Here is a 16,630-nt window from a genome sequence, read left to right as displayed (position 1 = left end):
TTAAAGCATCAATATAGAAACCATCGTGGTCTTTCTGAAAATCATAAAATTAGTTACTTAAAATGGTTTTGCTACTTCAAAACTATCAAAAATAGCAACACTTTTTGAGTATTATGCCCATTGCGAGCGAAGCGTGGCAATCTGGTGTCATTAGTGACGAAGCAATCTAAAATCATTGTGAGGGCTTTAGCCCGTGGCAATCTAACAGTTAAGATGAGATTGCTTCATCCCTTCGGATTTCCCGCTTTTGGCGAGGTCTAGCCTCTTGGGCTGACGAAAAGACGACTATAAGGAAAAATAAATTTTGTGGTTATTATAGTTTCATTGCTGGTTGGTGTAAGCGTAGCGCTAATTGTTTATAGTGCTGCGCTTTTTATTATGGAATTAAAGGTTAGAAAAGCCGTATCGCACCGTTTAAAGCAAACACATAGTGCTCAAAATAAAGCGTACAGCCAAGGAATTATTGGTTTTGTGTATTTCTTCTCAGAAAAGCTTGGGCAGTATTTGCTTAAAAACAAACACCCATGGGTTAAAATATACATCAAAAAAGTGCAGGCAAACCTTACGCTTATGGGTGGCAAATTTAATGATATGGATTTAAATACACTAAGCGGTTTTATGATATTGATTTTTTTAAGTGTTTCTTTTCTTATGGTGCTTTTATTTGGATTTTCTAACCCGGTATATTTTTTAGGGGTGGGGTTGCTTTTTGGCGCGGCGCCATACGCAATGCTTGCGGAGCAGTCGCGTTTAAGAAAAGAAAAAATTATAACCGCTATGCCAGACACAATTGGTTTAATAGCTTTGCTTATGGGTGCCGGATTAGATTTTAACAGTGCTTTTTCAAAGGTAATTTCTTGCTTTCAAAACCCGCTACATTATGAACTCGCCATGACGCAAAAAGAGATAAATTTGGGAAAAAATCGTGAGGAAGCGTTTAAAAGTTTGTCGGGGAAATTAAATATCGCGCAAATTGGTTTGTTTGTAAACACTTTGTTGGTTTCTCTTAAAACCGGCTCAGCAATTGCTGATAATTTTAAAACACTTGCCGCGCAATTGCGCGAAGAGCAGCTTAGAATGGCAGAAAAGAGTGCGTCTGAGGCGCCTCTTAAGTTAATGTTCCCTCTTGCTTTACTAATATTTCCAACCATATTTATAATATTATTTGGGCCAATATTTTTATCTTTTATGGGTGGAAATTTATTTTAATTATTGCAAGACCTGTTTTGCGTATTTAACGCCAAACTATGTTATAATGCCGCACAGTCGTACATATAAAAATAAAGGAGTGTTAAGTGGAAAATTTTGGCGCTAAAGAAAATAAAATGGTTTTTATGGCAGTAGTTGGTTTGATAGCTTTGATAATTGCGGTGCCATTGCTTTCAAGCTGGTTTTTTGTTGTTGGTGCAGGGCAAGTAGGTGTTACATTTAACAGCATATCTGGGGCAACGCAGTCATATCAGCAGGGTTTTCACACAAAGTTCCCGTTTGTTGTATCCGTAACAAAGTTTGATGTAAAAACGCAGAGGATAGATGTTTCAGCCGAATCCGCGTCAAAAGATCTTCAAAAAGTTCAAGTAGATATCGCGCTAAATTATCATTTAGATTACACAAAGGTTAATGAGTTGTTTGTAAAAGTCGGGAAAGATTACAGGGAAAAAGTTATAGACCCCGCGGTAAACGAAGCGGTTAAATCTGCGACAGCGCAGTTTCCTGTTGAGCAGATTATAGTGCAGCGCGAAGATTTAAAAAATAAAATTGAAGGGGCATTGAAAACGAAACTTGCCACCTATAATATAATAGTTGAGAATGTAAGTTTGGTGAACATAAGGTTTGATACTGAGTTTGAAAAAGTTGTAGAACAAAAACAAATAGAAGAGCAAAAAATAAAAACAGCCGAGTATGTTAAGCAACAGGCCGAACAAAATAAAGCCGCAACTATTTTAAAAGCAGAGGGCGAGGCTAAAGCGCAACAGCTCCTGCGCGAGTCGGTTAACGAAAAAACAATAGCTTATAAGTGGATTGACAAATGGGATGGCAAGTTGCCAAGTACTATGCTTGGTGATAAATCAAATATATTGTTCACTCCAAAAACAAGTAAAGATGAGCAATAGAATATAAGAAGCAGTAAAAAACTTTTGCGCTAAAACAAAAAGCGCTGCGGGTTAGATACTAACCTGCAGCGCTTTTTTACCAACAGCTTAATGTTTGTGGTTACTTGCAGGGTGTTTGTGTTTCTATGGCTAAGCCAATAAAGGTGTGCTCGTCAAAAAATGCTGTGGTTTTTATGTTTAAATTATTTTGAGCGTCAAATAGAGATATTGGTTTTTTTGTTTTAATTGCACTTTCAATTTGCGATAGTGTTTGTGTATTTTTTATTGCATCAAGCAGGTGGATGCTGCATTGTTCCTTTATTCCAAATGTCTTCATTGCGTTTTGGTTTGCAAAAATCAGGGTGTTATCTATGTCAAAAATAATCAGCCCGTTTGCTTTGTTGCAAATATGTTCCATACAAGATGCAAAAAATTTACTTTGATTTGTTTTTGCTTTTGTATCTTGAGCAATTGGGTTTAGGCGAAGTTTAATTTCACCGAGCATTCTTGATAGGTCTTTTGGCAGTTGTTGCGAAGAGTTAGTAAGAGCTTTAAGCAATTTGTTTCTTGCATTTGTTACGCTCAACTTTGAGATGTAGTAAAATACAAAAGAAAGTACAATTATCAGTATAACGCATAAAAGTAGGGTCGTTCTTAAAAAGGTGTCTAATGCCGCAGCTTGCTCTTTGGTAGATGCGCGCAAAAAAAGCAAATGTTCATTTGAAAGTGAGAAAGCGTAATAAGGGTTTTGAGCAATTTTGGTTTTAACATACGCTTGCGCCTTTAACTTTTCAAATATATCGCTTGTTACAATTGGGTATTTTTTGCCCCATTCTTGAGTGTTTGTGTGCGCAATTACGAGAGATTCTTTATCTAATACAAAAATGCTCTCAATACTTTCTTGTTTTGAAAGTTTTTCAAGTGCAATAAGCAAGGCTATATCATCTTTTGCATTAAGTGCTTGTTGGATTTCCGGGGTAGAAATTTTTGCTATGGCATTAATTCTTTGCTCCAATGCGCTCTGCATAGTTTTTTGCGTGAAAGGCAATGTTTGAAAATAAATTATTGCCCCTGCGAAAAGTGATATAAGAACAATAAATAAGATAGTTGAAGTTTTTGTGGTAGATAATTGCATAACATATTTATTATATAATAGCTTAAAGGTTTATTGCAAAATGCAATGAAGTTTTTTATTTTTATTTTTTTACTTATTAATTGCAATAATATGTTACTTTTTAAAATCAAAATTATTGTGGGGTGAGCGTGAATAAATTAATTTGCCCAAATGGTACACTTGAAATTTGTGTTGCGAAAACTTTTTTTAGTAAATTTTTAGGCCTTATGTTTATGCCGCAAGAATTTTTCTGTGGTGCGTTGCTGATACTAAAGTGTTCTTCAATACACACTTTTTTTATGCGTTTTTACATAGATGTGGTTTTTTTAGATAAAACATATAAAGTCTTAAGGGTTGTTAAAAACCTAAAGTCATGGCATGTAGTTATGCCGGTAAGTAGTGCCAGCTCGGTGCTTGAGTTAAAAGCTGGTCTTGTAGACATATATGGAATAAAAGAGGGTATAACATTGTTGTTTGAATTTTCGGATTGTAATGAAAAATGAGCTGATATAGCTTAGAAACTCTTTGCAGTACTTATTTTTATATTTTCAAGAGATTGCGCATTTAGTGAGAAAAGTTGTAAAATCCACATAACTTAATAGCAAACCAACAGGGTTCGAAAGCTTTAATGCTTTCGGAGGATTTGGATGGTCGGGCCGCCATCTGGTTTATAACCAGTGGGCGGTTTTTTATTGCCACTTACTGGATAAAAATTCAGGGGTGGCTTTTAATTTTAACAGGGAGGTATATAACACATGAATTTTGCGCAAGATTGGCCGGTGATTGTTGTTATGATAATATTTGCCGGGTTTATTGTTTATGTTTATCAAAACAGCAGAAAAAACTCTATGAAGGATAAAGATAAAAATAAAAAGTAAAAGAATCATAACACAAAAACATTTGAAATATTATTGTGAAAATTAGCGGCTGGATAATTATGCTGATGTTTTGGTCGGCTATTATAAGCTTGGCGATATTCTGTTGTAGCAGAATATTAAAAGACAATAGCAAGTCAATAGAAATGAAAAAGCTGGACAAGGAAAATTTATAGTGATAGAAATAGGGTTGATCAGTGCCATTATTCTTGTATTAATTTTACCTCTTACATTGCATGTTATAGAAAAAAATTTGGAAATATTTCTTTTTATCATGGGTGTGTTAGTGGTAAGTATTTCGCATTTTTGGGGAATAGAACCGGCGTGGTCAATGCACCTTATTAGGGAATCATTAGTTGAACCAATAATGATAACTTTGGCTGTTATTACGATAGGGTTTTTAGTTTATTTTTTCAGAAATAAAATAACAAATACCGTCGTTAATATAGAGCGTAAAATCGGTTCAAAATTATTCTGTTTTGTGTTGATTATGGTTTTAGGATTGCTTTCAAGTATTATTACGGCTATTATGGCAGCTATAATACTTGTTGAAATTATTAGTGCATTAAAATTGGACAAGAAATATGAAATAAAGCTTACGGTACTCTCTTGCTTTTCTATTGGGCTGGGCGCAGTGCTTACCCCTATAGGAGAACCGCTATCAACCATTACTATAGCAAAGCTAAAAGGAGAGCCATTCAATGCCGATTTCTTTTTCTTATTCAGGGAGCTTGGCCTATATGTCTTGCCGGGCATTTTGCTTTTAGCAATAATAGGCAGTATAATAAACCCTTCTGTTAAAAAAGGAGAAAACATAAAAGGATTAGTAGAAGAAAAAAGCAGTAATATTAAAGAAATTTTTGTTTATGCTGGGAAAGTTTATATCTTTATCATGGCTTTGATACTTCTTGGTTCCGGCTTCAAACCTATTGTTGATATGTACATAATAAAATTTCCGACTACGCTACTTTACTGGATAAATTCTCTTTCGGCTGTTTTAGACAATGCAACTTTGGCTGCTGCAGAAATAAGCCCTAAAATGAATTTGCCTCAAATTAAGTATATACTTATAGGGTTTTTGATATCAGGTGGAATGCTTATTCCCGGGAATATTCCAAATATAATTTCTGCAGGAAGGCTTAAGATAACAAGTTGGGAATGGGCGAAAATAGGGTTGCCGATTGGTTTTGTTTTTATGGTTGTCTATTTTATTGTTTTTTCCCTGATATTTTCATAAGTACTTGGCATTTATTCGCATATCAACATTCAATAAATTATAATTAAACATATAGCAAACCAATGGGTTCTAGAGCTTTTAAGCATTCTGAGGACTTAGATGGTCGGGTTGCTGTTTGACAAAAGCCATAAAGTGGCATTTATATTAAAAGGGGATGTAATGAAAAAAATTCTGATATTCTTATTACCCATACTGATAGTCATTACTGCCGGCTTTATTATTGCCGGGTTTTTCCAGATTGAGTTTCAAAAAGAAAAACTCATTGACGATATAAAAAGAAAAACCAAAAATGTGGCTGAAAGTATTGAGGTTTCAGCGGGCAGTGTGTTGGAATCTAAAGACAAAAAGACTGCCCAGAAGCTGGTCGGTACATTTCAGAAGAGAGAGCGGTTTCAGGGTGGGATTTTTTATACAAAGGATGGAAATATATTTGCTTTTACCGAAAGATTATCTAATTGGATAAAAGAAGAAAAATCTTATGTTAAAAAAATATTTTCTGAAAAGAAAGTATATGAAGGTTTTAATAATTACGGCAAATATAATCTATATACTTATGCATTGCCGGTTACTGATGAAAGTGGCCAGTTTTTGGGAGTTGTTGAGGTTGTGTATGATGTTTCTTATGTAAATGAGCTTCTTGTTGTTTTTTGGAAAAAGATGAGTATAGGGCTTATTTTTTTAATAAGTTTAATCTCTATAATTATAATTGTGCTTCAAAGGCAGATATTTCTATTGCCGGTTAGAAGAATTACCTTTTGGCTGCAAAAATTTTATAAAGGTGAAACCGACGAGAATCTTAATTATAAATATACCGATGAACTGGGTAAATTTGCCAGTGAAATAGAACAGGTTGCATTAAACTTACGAATTGCGCGAAAATCTGTGTCAGAAAGCGCGAAAGAACGAATTAAAGATGAAAAAAAGTGGACGCCGTCAAAACTTAAAGATTTAGTTAATGCGAAACTTGGCGAAGATTCTCTCTTTGTTGTTTCAAACAGGGAACCTTATATGCATGTTTCCGATGAACACAAAGGTAAAGCAAAGTGTGTAAGCCCTGCAAGCGGTGTTGTTACGGCGCTTGACCCTGTTATGCGCTCTTGCGGCGGTATGTGGATAGCTCATGGAAGCGGCAATGCCGACAAACAATTTGTAAATTCCAGAGATAAACTTGGTGTCCCGCCAAACGATATCCATTACATTCTCAAAAGAATCTGGCTATCAAAAGAAGAAGAGAAGGGGTATTATTTTGGTTTCTCTAATGAAGGTTTGTGGCCGTTATGCCATATAACGCACAATCGCCCTACTTTCCGTGAATCTGACTGGCAGATGTATAAGAAAGTAAATCAAAAGTTTGCGGACTCTATTATTGAAGAACTGCCAAAAAGCGCGCCTTTTATTTTTATTCAGGACTATCACTTTACGTTGCTTGCCAGAATGATTAAAAAGAAAAGACCGGATGCTAAAATTGCAATGTTTTGGCACATACCATGGCCAAACCCCGAAGTATTCGCAATTTGCCCTTATCAAAAAGAAATTTTAGATGGTATGCTTGGTTGCGACCTTATAGGGTTTCATATACAGTACCATTGCAACAATTTCTTAGATACCGCAAACCGCTTTCTTGAAAGCAGGGTAGATGCCGAAAGATTCTCGGTAGTGCGTTCGGGCAAGGAAACATTTATTAAGCAGTACCCAATTAGCGTTGATAATTTTGCCGACCCAAAATTGGCAGGCGCAATTACCAGTCAAAAAGAAAAAATAATAAGTGAGTTAAACCTGGAAGGTAAAATTGTTGCCCTTGGTGTTGAAAGAATAGATTACACAAAAGGCCTTGCTGAGCGAATGCTTGCCATAGACAGATTTCTTGAAAAATATCCTCAATATAAAGGCAAGTTTGTTTTAGTTCAGTTGGCGGCTCCAAGCAGAACTCAAATAAAAAAATATCACGATTTGATAGCCGAAATAGATGAATTGGTTGAAAAAATAAACTGGAAACACTCCGAAAACTCGTGGAAGCCGATAATTTACTTTAAACAGCATTTTTCAAGTGAAGAAATTAAACCATATTATCAGCTTGCCGATATTTGTGTTGTAAGTTCGTTGCACGATGGTATGAACCTTGTTGCCAAAGAATATGTTGCCGCAAAAAATGATTTAAATGGAACGCTTATACTTTCAGAGTTTGCCGGCGCGTCAAGGGAACTTACTGATGCAATTCTTATAAACCCATATTCAATTGAAGAGTTTGCCGAAGCATTCAAACTTGCGGTAGAAATGCCTCAAGAAGAAAAAGAAAAACGCATGAAAGCAATGCGTTCTATAATTGAAAACAATAATGTATATAAATGGGCAGGAACAATTATTTCTGACCTGATTTCATTAAAAAAGGAATAAAATGCGCCAAATTACGCCAGAGTATCTTGTTGAAAAACTTTCCGATAATATTATTTTATTGATGCTTGATTATGATGGAACAATAGTTCCAATATATCCAAAGCCTGAACTTGCTATATTGCCCGAGTCAACAAAAAAAATTCTGTCTTCTGTAGCCAAATCTCAGAGAGTAATTTTCTCTGTAATAAGCGGAAGAGCCCGTGAGCAAATAAGTAAAGTAATAAATATTAAAAAAGCAATTTATGTGGGTAACCACGGTTTAGAAATTACGACACCGCATTTTAAATTTAACTCTATGCTAAATGCGCCAATGCAAAAAAAAATACAAGATATCGCGCAGGAAATGGAAACTGCGGTTATTGGTAAAAAGGGTGTAATTTTTGAAAACAAAGGTTTTACATTGAGTGTTCACTACCGTTTGGTAGATAAAAAAAATGTTTCTGCAATAAAAAAAATAATAAAAGACATTGTTTCAAAGGCAGTGCAAAAACAGTTAATTAAAATTCATTATGGGAAAAAGGTTATTGAAATAAGGCCAAATGTAGCATGGGATAAGGGGAAAGCCGCGCTGTGGTTAGTGAAAAAATACAAAATTATGTATTCCGGTAAAAAAATAATTCCTGTTTATATTGGCGACGATCGCACCGATGAATCGGCCTTTAGTGCTCTTAAAAAAAATGGTTTAACGGTGCGGGTTGGATACAAAAAAAATTCTTCTGCCAAATACGCGCTAAAAAATGTCAGTCAAGTTTTAGAGTTTCTAAAAATGGTTGCAATAAGGAGTAAATGAAATGGGCAAAAAAGCAAAAAATTCATTTCAATTCTATACCCGATTGCATTTATCTGAGGCAACTGGCCTAAAAGCTGAGACACTAAATGAGTTGCTTGAGATGCTAAAAATTGTTCCGGGCTCAAGCATTTATCATCATACTCACCGTTTTTTACAGCAGCACCAATTTTATTCTCCGGAACCTCCAAATGATTTTGCTTATTGGGTGCGTGATGCCCTTGGCGAAGATGAACTTGCGGAAAGTGTTGCTTCTATTGATATTGTTCAATTTAGCACTATACGGGAATTGAGAGAAGAAATAATTTCAAGAGTTGAAAAATATATTAACCAAAACACAACAACAGCGAACAGAGTAGTTAAAAGCAATAAAATATTTTACTTTGTCAAATCTACTAGTTTTATTATTCGCACTCCCTATGTTGTAAATAACCTAAATGAGTTTTGTGAAGCATTAAAAAAAATCTCAATAAATTCTTTATACTTTCATATATTTGAATCGCGTCTGCGGCTTGAAAATGAAAGCAACGATTTTTCTAGGTGGGTTGAAATGTCGTTAGGAAACAAAGAACTTGCCAGCGCAATTTCAAATATTGATCCTTACACCTTTGCCATGGAAGATTTAAGAAAAATTGTAATTAAATTAGTTGAAAAGGCGGTGTAAAATGCCGAAAATAAATGATTATATACCAATTGTCGGCCAGGTCAACATTGATGACTTGCATTTGCTCGCCCAAAAACTTAAAGGGAAGCTTATACAGCACTTTAATTCTGCTGCGGTTGGTGGAGGTGTTGCCGAGATACTTAACCGAATGGTACCTTTGTTATTGGATTTAGGAGTAAATTCTCGCTGGGATGTAATAAAGGGAGGGGAACAGTTTTTTGAAGTAACAAAGAAATTTCATAATGCACTGCACGGAAAAGATGCTAAATTAAAGGAAAGAGATTTTGAGATATTTGCTGAAACTAATGAAAAAAATGCGCGGGAATTTGAAATCATAGGTGATATAGTATTTGTCCATGATCCTCAACCGATAGGCCTTATCAAAAAAAAGAAAGGAAATAAGTGGATATGGCGATGCCATGTAGATGTTTCTCAACCTGATATGAAAGTATGGGATTTTCTTTTGGACTATATTCAAAAATATGATGCCTCGGTTTTTTCTTCGCCAAAATATTCGCATAAACTTCCGATTAGGCAATTTCTTATTGCTCCTTCAATAGATCCGTTAAGTGACAAGAATAAAGAGCTTGAGCAGCATGAAATTAATGCCGTTCTTCAAAAATATGATGTTCCCCAAGATAAGCCGATTATAGCCCAACTTTCCCGGTTTGACCGGCTCAAAGATCCAATAGGGGTAATTGAAGTTTACAAACTCGTCAAAAAATATGTGGATTGCCGATTAATTTTGGCTGGTGGGCTTGCCGCGGATGACCCTGAAGGGGTACAAGTTTTTGAAGAAGTAAAAGAAAAAGCAGGAAATGACCCGGACATACATCTGTTGCTTCTTCCCCAGGATGATATTGCGGTTAATGCTATACAAAGAGCGTCATCGGTAATTCTTCAAAAGTCGGTCAGGGAAGGGTTTGGGCTGACTGTTACAGAAGCTCTTTGGAAGGGGAAACCTGTTGTTGCGTCAAATGTCGGCGGGATACCGCTTCAAATAACTCACAAGTTTTCCGGTCTTTTAAGTTATTCAACGGAAGGTATGGCATTTGCCGTAAAACAGTTTTTGAATAATCCTGAATATGCCAAAAAACTTGGGCAGAATGGCAAAGAACATATAAGAAATAATTTTCTTATAACACGGCATCTGAAGGAATACTTGCTATTATTTCTCTCGCTTTATCATAATGAAAATATAGTTTATCTTTGATTGTCTGTATGAAACTTTGTTGGCATTAGATTTTATTGACTATACACCTAAGCGTTTGATAGAATACATAACCCCAAACAATATTTACTAATGCGCTGCTAGCTCAATTGGTAGAGCAGGCGACTCTTAATCGTCAGGTTATAGGTTCAAATCCTATGCGGCGCACTCTTCTTTACAAAGACCTTTGGGTATACTCAAAGGTTTGGTGTTTTTATAGTCAAATTTTGCGGACGTGGCGGAACTGGCAGACGCGCTAGACTTAGGATCTAGTGCCGCAAGGCTTGTGGGTTCAACTCCCTCCGTCCGCATAATTGTTATGTTAATTAAATTAATTGGAGCCAATTGTAATGGAAAACCTGAAAGTTAGCGTTGTTGAAAGTAAGCCATGTTCAGTAACTTTAAAAGTAGAGGTGCCGGAAGGGGAAGTTGTTAATACCGTTGAAAAAGTATTCACCCAAATACAAAATGAGGCAAGGGTTCCCGGTTTTAGGGTAGGCAAGGCACCAAAAGAGTTTGTAAGAAAAAACTTTGAAGGGCTTGCAAAAGAACGCGCGTCTGAAAAAGTTATTCAGGCGGCTGTTTTCTCCGCTTTTAAAGAGAAAAATATTGACCCTATAACATATCCGCAAATTGGCGAGTTTAGTTTTGAATTTAATAAACCATGTGTTTTTAATATTACGGCGCAGGTTCATCCAAAAGTTACTATAAATGACTATACAGGCATAAAAATAAAAAAAGAAGATAAGCCAGTCACCGACGAAATGGTTGAAAAGTTGTTGCAAGAACAGTGCGAAAGAAATGCGCGCTTAAAAGATGCATCACAGGACACTGTGATTGGCACAAACAGTTTTGCTTTATTAGATTACGATTCGTTTGTTGATAATGAACCCCTTAAAGAATTATCCGCCAAAAATCAGTTAATAGATCTTTCTTCAAAACAGCTTATAGAGGGTTTGCAAGAAGGCCTGCTTGGGGCAAAAAAAGGCGATGAGCGCCAAGTTGAAGTAAGCTTTCCTGCAGATTCACCGATTAAGAAAGCGGCTGGCAAAAAAGTACTTATTAAGGCAAAGGTAAACCAGATAAAAGATAAGATACTGCCAAATATTGATGACGAATTTGCCAAAGACCTTGGTTTAAAAGATATCTCTGAGCTTAAAGAAAAACTAAAACAATCGCTCGAAGCGCAAGAAAAGAGCCGTGTTGAATCTGACTTGGAAAAACAAATAGTGGACGAGCTTCTTGCAGCCAACAGCTTTGAAGTTCCAGCTGTGCTTATAGAGGAGCAAATGAGCTTTATCTCATCAAAGGCCGATGAGTATATGCGTTCTTATGGAATGCCGGAACCTGAACGCAAAAAAAAGATAGAGGCAGAAAAAGAAAATTATAAAAAAGAAGCCGAAAAAACAGTAAGGCTTTCTTACATACTCAATATAATATCAGAGAAAGAAAAGCTTGAAGTTACTTCGAATGATATGAACGCGGAAAAAGAACGCCTCTTAGCCGCAAACCACTCAAGTAAAGAACAGACAATTAAATATTTTTCGGAAAATTCAGACAAAATAACAGCACACTTAAAAGAAGAAAAAATATTTAAGTTCCTTATAGAAAAAGCAAAAATAAAATAAACACAGAAATATTTTCTTAATAAGTTCTTTTTACGTCCTCGCTTGTTATTCCCCATTGGCTGATAATGAACGAGTATTTTTTTGGAGGTTTCGGCGAGGACTGTCTGAGTCCGACACGCAGTGGCGAGGCGAGTTCCACAGCCGCCAAAAAAAACGAGTGAATAGCCATCAGGGGGTGCATTTCTTTTGGTTACTTTTCTTTGGGCATACAAAGAAAAGTATCACAGGGGTGCAGGGGCAGAATAGCCCCGCGACTTAAAAATGTTTTAGTAAAAAACAGATGGCAAATGTAACATAGGAGTTCTTATGAGCATTATTCCAACAATTATAGAAAGATGGAACCAGGGTTCGGCCGTTGGCTATGATATATATTCCAGGTTATTAAAAGACCGCATTATTTTTGTTGGTGGTGTTGGCGGCGCGGTAAGCACCGATTCAGCAAATCTAATAATTGCCCAATTGCTTTACCTTGAAGCCGAAGACCCCGAAAAAGATATAAACCTATACATCAACTCACCTGGTGGTTTAGTTAGCGCGGGCCTTGCCGTTTACGATACAATGCAATACATAAAATGCCCCATTACAACTATATGTATGGGTATGGCAATGTCTTTTGGTGCGCTTTTATTGGCCGCCGGCACTAAAGGTAAACGCTATGCTCTGCCGCGTAGCCGGATTATGATACACCAGCCGCTAATTTATGGCGAGGGACTTTCTGGTCAGGTTACAGATATAGATATTGAGGCAAAAGAACTTTTTAAAACCAAAGAAAAACTTATAGAAATTATGTCAAAGCACACAGGTCAAAGTGTGGACAGGATAAAGCAAGACACCGAGCGTAATTATTATATGTCTGCGCAGGAAGCACTAAGTTACGGCATAATTGATGAAGTAATAGAAAGCAGGAAAAAATAATATGGACAACATAAAAAAAACAAGCTGTATTTTTTGCGGTTCCGTGGAAAATGGCAATGGCAAAATGATAGGTGGTAACGGGGCGTATGTGTGCGAAGAGTGCCTAAGGAGCTCTATAGAACTTCTTAATAAGCTTGAAAGTGAAGAAGAAAAAAAGAACATCACCACCTTGCCAAGCCCAAGCGGCATAAAAAAATTCTTAGATGAATTTGTTATAGGCCAGGAGCACGCAAAGAAAGTTCTCAGTGTGGCTGTGTACAATCATTATAAACGCCTTGATTGCGCCAAAGACAAAAAATCAGATGTTGAAATTCAAAAATCAAACATACTTTTAATTGGGCCGACAGGCACAGGAAAAACACTGCTTGCCCAAACGCTTGCAAAGCTTTTACATTTGCCATTTGCCATAGCGGACGCAACCACGCTTACCGAGGCCGGTTATGTTGGGGAAGATGTAGAAAACATAATTCTTCGTTTATTGCAAAATGCGAATTTTGATGTAAAACGCGCCGAAAAAGGCATTATCTACATAGATGAAATTGATAAAATTTCAAGAAAATCCGATAATCCGTCAATAACCCGCGATGTATCGGGCGAAGGTGTTCAGCAGGCACTTTTAAAAATACTTGAAGGCACTATTGCCAATGTGCCACCGCAAGGAGGCAGAAAACACCCTCAACAGGAATACATAAAGGTAGATACCACCAATATACTATTCATTTGCGGCGGCGCGTTTGAGGGTTTAGATAAAGTGGTGCAGGCGCGTTTAACAACAAAAAATATGGGCTTTAATTCGGAAATAAAAACAAGAAAAGATTATGCTTACAGCCAGCTTATGACTTCATTGCAAAGCGAGGACTTAATAAAATACGGGCTTATACCTGAGTTTGTCGGCAGGTTGCACAGTGTTGCGGTGCTTGAGCAGTTAAAAGAGGCGGACCTTGTGCGTGTGCTTAAAGAGCCAAAAAACGCGCTTATTAAACAGTATAAAAAAATGTTTTCAATAGAAGGTGTTGAATTAGATTTTACCGACGGTGCATTAGTTGAAATTGCCAAAGCCACATTAGTGCGTGGCTCAGGAGCTAGAGGGCTTCGTTCAATAATGGAGAAGCTTTTAATAGATGTTATGTATGAATTACCCGATAAAAAAGATCTTAAAAGCGCTATAGTTGATGAAGACGTTGTGCGCGGCAGTTCGGCAGTAAAATTAACTTATAAAAAAAATATAAACGATAATGTTAAACTTAATAAGGCTGTTTAACCCAGCTGTTGCAAAAGCCGGGTTTAGAGTGGAGTGAAAATATGAGCGAAGTAGATAGACAAACCAAAACAAGCAAATTAGAAGATATACCAAATAAGCTTCCATTATTACCGGTGCGTGATTTGATTGTTTTCCCTGCCATGGTTGTGCCACTTGCCGTTGGCCGCGATAAATCTATAAAAGCGCTTGAAGAGGCAATGTCGGGTAATCGCTTAATATTTCTTGCAACGCAAAAACAACTGCAAATAGAAGACCCTTCTCCTGATGATATTTACCAAATAGGTACTGTTGCCGATGTGTTGCAGTTACTAAAAATGCCCGATGGCACTTTGAAAGTTTTGGTAGAGGGTTTGTTGCGCGCTCGTTGGACCGACTTTCATATGCACGAAAGGGGCTATGTGGAAGTTGGGTTGAACCTGCTTAGCGAAGTTTCGGTGCTAACTCCTGAAACGCAAGCGCTTATGCGCCGTTCGGTTTCACTTTTTGAACAGTATGTTAAATTAAACGCAAGAATCCCGCTTGAAATAGGTGTTGCCGTTGCAAACATAAACGACGCGGGCCGCCTGGCAGATACAATTGCTTCTCACATGTCCGTAAAAGTTTTTGAAAAACAATCTATTCTTGAACTTGCAAACCCAAGTGAACGCCTTGAAAAGCTTGTGCAAATTTTAAGTTCTGAAATTGAAATTTTAAATATTGATAGGCGCATACAAAGCCGCGTGCGTACTCAAATAGAGAAAAGCCAAAAAGAGTACTACCTTACAGAACAGATGAAGGCCATACAAAAAGAACTGCGACAAAAAGATGATTATGCCAAGGAGTTAGAAGAATTAAAAGCAAAAATTAAAGCCGCAAAAATGTCTAAAGAGGCACAGGAAGCGGCCGATAAAGAAATTGCCAGATTAGAAAAAATGATGCCTTTTTCACCTGAGGCAACGGTAATAAGAACATATATTGACTGGCTTATAGCACTTCCGTGGCACGAAAGTACAAAAGATAACTACGACCTTAGGCAAGCACAAACTATATTAGACCAAGACCACTTTGGTTTAGAAAAAGTAAAAGAACGAGTTACTGAATACCTGGCTGTACTTAAACGCGTTCAAAAAATAAAAGGCCCTATTCTTTGTTTTGTCGGGCCTCCGGGTGTCGGCAAAACATCTATAGCTAAATCAATTGCCAGAAGTTTAGGCAGAAATTTTGTACGCATATCTATGGGTGGTGTGCGAGATGAGGCCGAAATAAGAGGACATAGAAGAACTTACATTGGCGCATTGCCCGGCAGAATAATACAATCTATGCGCAAAGCAAAATCAAACAACCCTGTATTTATTTTAGATGAAATTGACAAAATGGGCAGCGATTTTAGGGGCGACCCTTCTTCGGCATTGCTTGAAGTGCTTGACCCAGAGCAGAACTATGCTTTTGTAGACCACTACCTTGACCTTGACTACGACCTTTCAAAGGTAATGTTTATTACAACCGCAAACACGCTTTACAACATTCCAAGCACTCTATTAGACCGTTTGGAGGTTATAAGGTTCCCGGGTTATACATTAGAAGAAAAGTTAAAAATAGCAGAAAAATTTCTACTGCCAAAGCAAATGAAAGAACACGGTTTAAAAGATGGAGAGCTTGTTATTACACCTAAAACCATGGAACTGCTAATTAAAAACTATACGCACGAGGCAGGTGTAAGAAATCTGGAGAGAGAAAGCGCGAACCTCTGCCGAAAAGCTACAAAAGCAATGGACTTGGAGAAAAAAACTTCTATTAAAATAACCCCTGAAAACTTAGAAAAGTTTTTGGGTATACCAAAGTTTTCAAAAGACAGTGTAGCTGCAAACAACATTGGTGTGGCAACTGGCCTTGCCTGGACGGAAGCCGGAGGGGAAACCCTTACAATTGAAGTAAATAAAATGAAAGGTAAAGGCATATTAAGCTTAACCGGCAAACTTGGAGATGTTATGAAGGAGTCGGCTCAGGCAGCGTTATCTTATGTGCGTTCTTCCGCAAAAAAATTAAAAATTGACGAAGACAGCTTTAAGGACTTAGATTTTCATATTCATGTGCCCGAAGGTGCTGTTCCTAAAGACGGGCCAAGTGCCGGTATAGCGCTGGCAACCGCTCTTGCATCGGTAAGCACCGGCAGGGCGGTAAAAAAAGATCTTGCAATGACAGGTGAAATTACTTTGCGTGGCAGGGTGCTTGCCATAGGCGGACTAAGAGAAAAAACACTTGCCGCTTACCGTGATGGCATAACAACAATTCTTTTTCCGGAGGGCAACAAAAAAGACCTTATTGAAATTCCAAAAGATATTTTAAAAAAAATAAAAATGATACCTGTAGCGCATATGGACGAAGTGTTATCGCTTGGGCTTGAAAAGGCAACAAAGTAAGCTATTTTTTTCTTGGTGTGTCATCTCGGGTGAGCGAAGCGAATCAGCCCGAG

Annotated in this window: 13 protein-coding genes and 2 tRNA genes; 14 read left to right on the top strand and 1 reads right to left on the bottom strand. The window is 37.1% G+C overall.

Going from position 1 to position 16,630, the window contains the following annotated elements; genetic code table 11:
• The first annotated feature begins 306 nt into the window (after window positions 1-306).
• A complete protein-coding gene (locus M0Q46_02725; GenBank protein MCK9582524.1) occupies window positions 307-1,209 on the top strand; it encodes a type II secretion system F family protein in 903 nt (300 codons plus the stop codon).
• Window positions 1,210-1,295: 86 nt separating this feature from the next.
• Window positions 1,296-2,114: a prohibitin family protein gene (locus M0Q46_02720; protein MCK9582523.1), complete on the top strand. Its 819-nt coding sequence runs from the start codon at window positions 1,296-1,298 to the stop codon at window positions 2,112-2,114.
• A gap of 100 nt (window positions 2,115-2,214) precedes the next feature.
• On the opposite strand, the gene M0Q46_02715 is transcribed toward M0Q46_02720, so the two are convergent.
• Window positions 2,215-3,228 carry a hypothetical protein gene (locus tag M0Q46_02715; GenBank protein MCK9582522.1) on the bottom strand — a complete coding sequence of 338 codons (1,014 nt, stop codon included), beginning with the start codon at window positions 3,226-3,228 and terminating at the stop codon, window positions 2,215-2,217.
• Between the two features lie 128 nt (window positions 3,229-3,356).
• Between M0Q46_02715 and M0Q46_02710 the strand changes: the two genes are divergently transcribed.
• The 12 genes from M0Q46_02710 (at window position 3,357) to lon (ending at window position 16,577) form a co-directional block, all read left to right on the top strand.
• Window positions 3,357-3,710 carry a DUF192 domain-containing protein gene (locus M0Q46_02710; GenBank protein MCK9582521.1) on the top strand — a complete coding sequence of 118 codons (354 nt, stop codon included), beginning with the start codon at window positions 3,357-3,359 and terminating at the stop codon, window positions 3,708-3,710.
• Window positions 3,711-4,257: 547 nt separating this feature from the next.
• Complete coding sequence (locus M0Q46_02705) at window positions 4,258-5,319, top strand: DUF1646 domain-containing protein (protein MCK9582520.1); 1,062 nt, start codon at window positions 4,258-4,260, stop codon at window positions 5,317-5,319.
• 159 nt (window positions 5,320-5,478) lie between these two features.
• Window positions 5,479-7,713 carry a trehalose-6-phosphate synthase gene (locus M0Q46_02700; GenBank protein ID MCK9582519.1) on the top strand — a complete coding sequence of 745 codons (2,235 nt, stop codon included), beginning with the start codon at window positions 5,479-5,481 and terminating at the stop codon, window positions 7,711-7,713.
• A 1-nt stretch (window position 7,714) separates the two neighbouring features.
• Entirely contained in the window at window positions 7,715-8,503 is a 789-nt protein-coding gene (gene otsB / locus M0Q46_02695; protein ID MCK9582518.1) for a trehalose-phosphatase, read from the top strand.
• 1 nt (window position 8,504) lies between these two features.
• Complete coding sequence (locus tag M0Q46_02690) at window positions 8,505-9,164, top strand: DUF5752 family protein (protein ID MCK9582517.1); 660 nt, start codon at window positions 8,505-8,507, stop codon at window positions 9,162-9,164.
• Between the two features lies 1 nt (window position 9,165).
• On the top strand, window positions 9,166-10,377 hold the full coding sequence (locus M0Q46_02685; GenBank protein MCK9582516.1) for a glycosyltransferase: 1,212 nt from the start codon (window positions 9,166-9,168) through the stop codon (window positions 10,375-10,377).
• 92 nt (window positions 10,378-10,469) lie between these two features.
• Window positions 10,470-10,542, top strand: a tRNA-Lys gene (locus M0Q46_02680).
• A gap of 61 nt (window positions 10,543-10,603) precedes the next feature.
• Window positions 10,604-10,685 (top strand) — tRNA-Leu (locus tag M0Q46_02675).
• Window positions 10,686-10,724: 39 nt separating this feature from the next.
• Window positions 10,725-12,002, top strand: a complete 1,278-nt coding sequence (gene tig / locus M0Q46_02670; protein ID MCK9582515.1) for a trigger factor — start codon at window positions 10,725-10,727, stop codon at window positions 12,000-12,002.
• A 306-nt stretch (window positions 12,003-12,308) separates the two neighbouring features.
• Window positions 12,309-12,917 (top strand): ATP-dependent Clp protease proteolytic subunit, encoded by a 609-nt coding sequence (locus M0Q46_02665; GenBank protein ID MCK9582514.1) that lies wholly within the window; start codon window positions 12,309-12,311, stop codon window positions 12,915-12,917.
• Window position 12,918: 1 nt separating this feature from the next.
• Complete coding sequence (gene clpX / locus M0Q46_02660) at window positions 12,919-14,178, top strand: ATP-dependent Clp protease ATP-binding subunit ClpX (protein ID MCK9582513.1); 1,260 nt, start codon at window positions 12,919-12,921, stop codon at window positions 14,176-14,178.
• A gap of 41 nt (window positions 14,179-14,219) precedes the next feature.
• The gene (gene lon / locus M0Q46_02655) at window positions 14,220-16,577 is read left to right on the top strand and encodes an endopeptidase La (GenBank protein MCK9582512.1); all 2,358 of its coding nucleotides are present in this window, start codon (window positions 14,220-14,222) and stop codon (window positions 16,575-16,577) included.
• Window positions 16,578-16,630 lie beyond the last annotated feature (53 nt).

It is taken from the genome of Endomicrobiales bacterium (assembly GCA_023228045.1).
GTDB lineage: Bacteria > Elusimicrobiota > Endomicrobiia > Endomicrobiales > JALOBY01 > JALOBY01.
Note: the sequence above shows the minus strand (reverse complement) of the source record. Positions and strands in the feature narration are given on the sequence as shown.

What these genes read in the sequence shown, in the direction of transcription:
- M0Q46_02700 (MCK9582519.1), top strand. Translation starts at nt 5,479, where the DNA reads ATGAAAAAAATTCTGATATTCTTATTACCCATACTGATAGTCATTACT.
- tig (MCK9582515.1), top strand. Translation starts at nt 10,725, where the DNA reads ATGGAAAACCTGAAAGTTAGCGTTGTTGAAAGTAAGCCATGTTCAGTA.
- clpX (MCK9582513.1), top strand. Translation starts at nt 12,919, where the DNA reads ATGGACAACATAAAAAAAACAAGCTGTATTTTTTGCGGTTCCGTGGAA.
- otsB (MCK9582518.1), top strand. Translation starts at nt 7,715, where the DNA reads ATGCGCCAAATTACGCCAGAGTATCTTGTTGAAAAACTTTCCGATAAT.
- M0Q46_02715 (MCK9582522.1), bottom strand. Translation starts at nt 3,228, where the DNA reads ATGCAATTATCTACCACAAAAACTTCAACTATCTTATTTATTGTTCTT.
- M0Q46_02665 (MCK9582514.1), top strand. Translation starts at nt 12,309, where the DNA reads ATGAGCATTATTCCAACAATTATAGAAAGATGGAACCAGGGTTCGGCC.
- M0Q46_02690 (MCK9582517.1), top strand. Translation starts at nt 8,505, where the DNA reads ATGGGCAAAAAAGCAAAAAATTCATTTCAATTCTATACCCGATTGCAT.
- M0Q46_02685 (MCK9582516.1), top strand. Translation starts at nt 9,166, where the DNA reads ATGCCGAAAATAAATGATTATATACCAATTGTCGGCCAGGTCAACATT.
- lon (MCK9582512.1), top strand. Translation starts at nt 14,220, where the DNA reads ATGAGCGAAGTAGATAGACAAACCAAAACAAGCAAATTAGAAGATATA.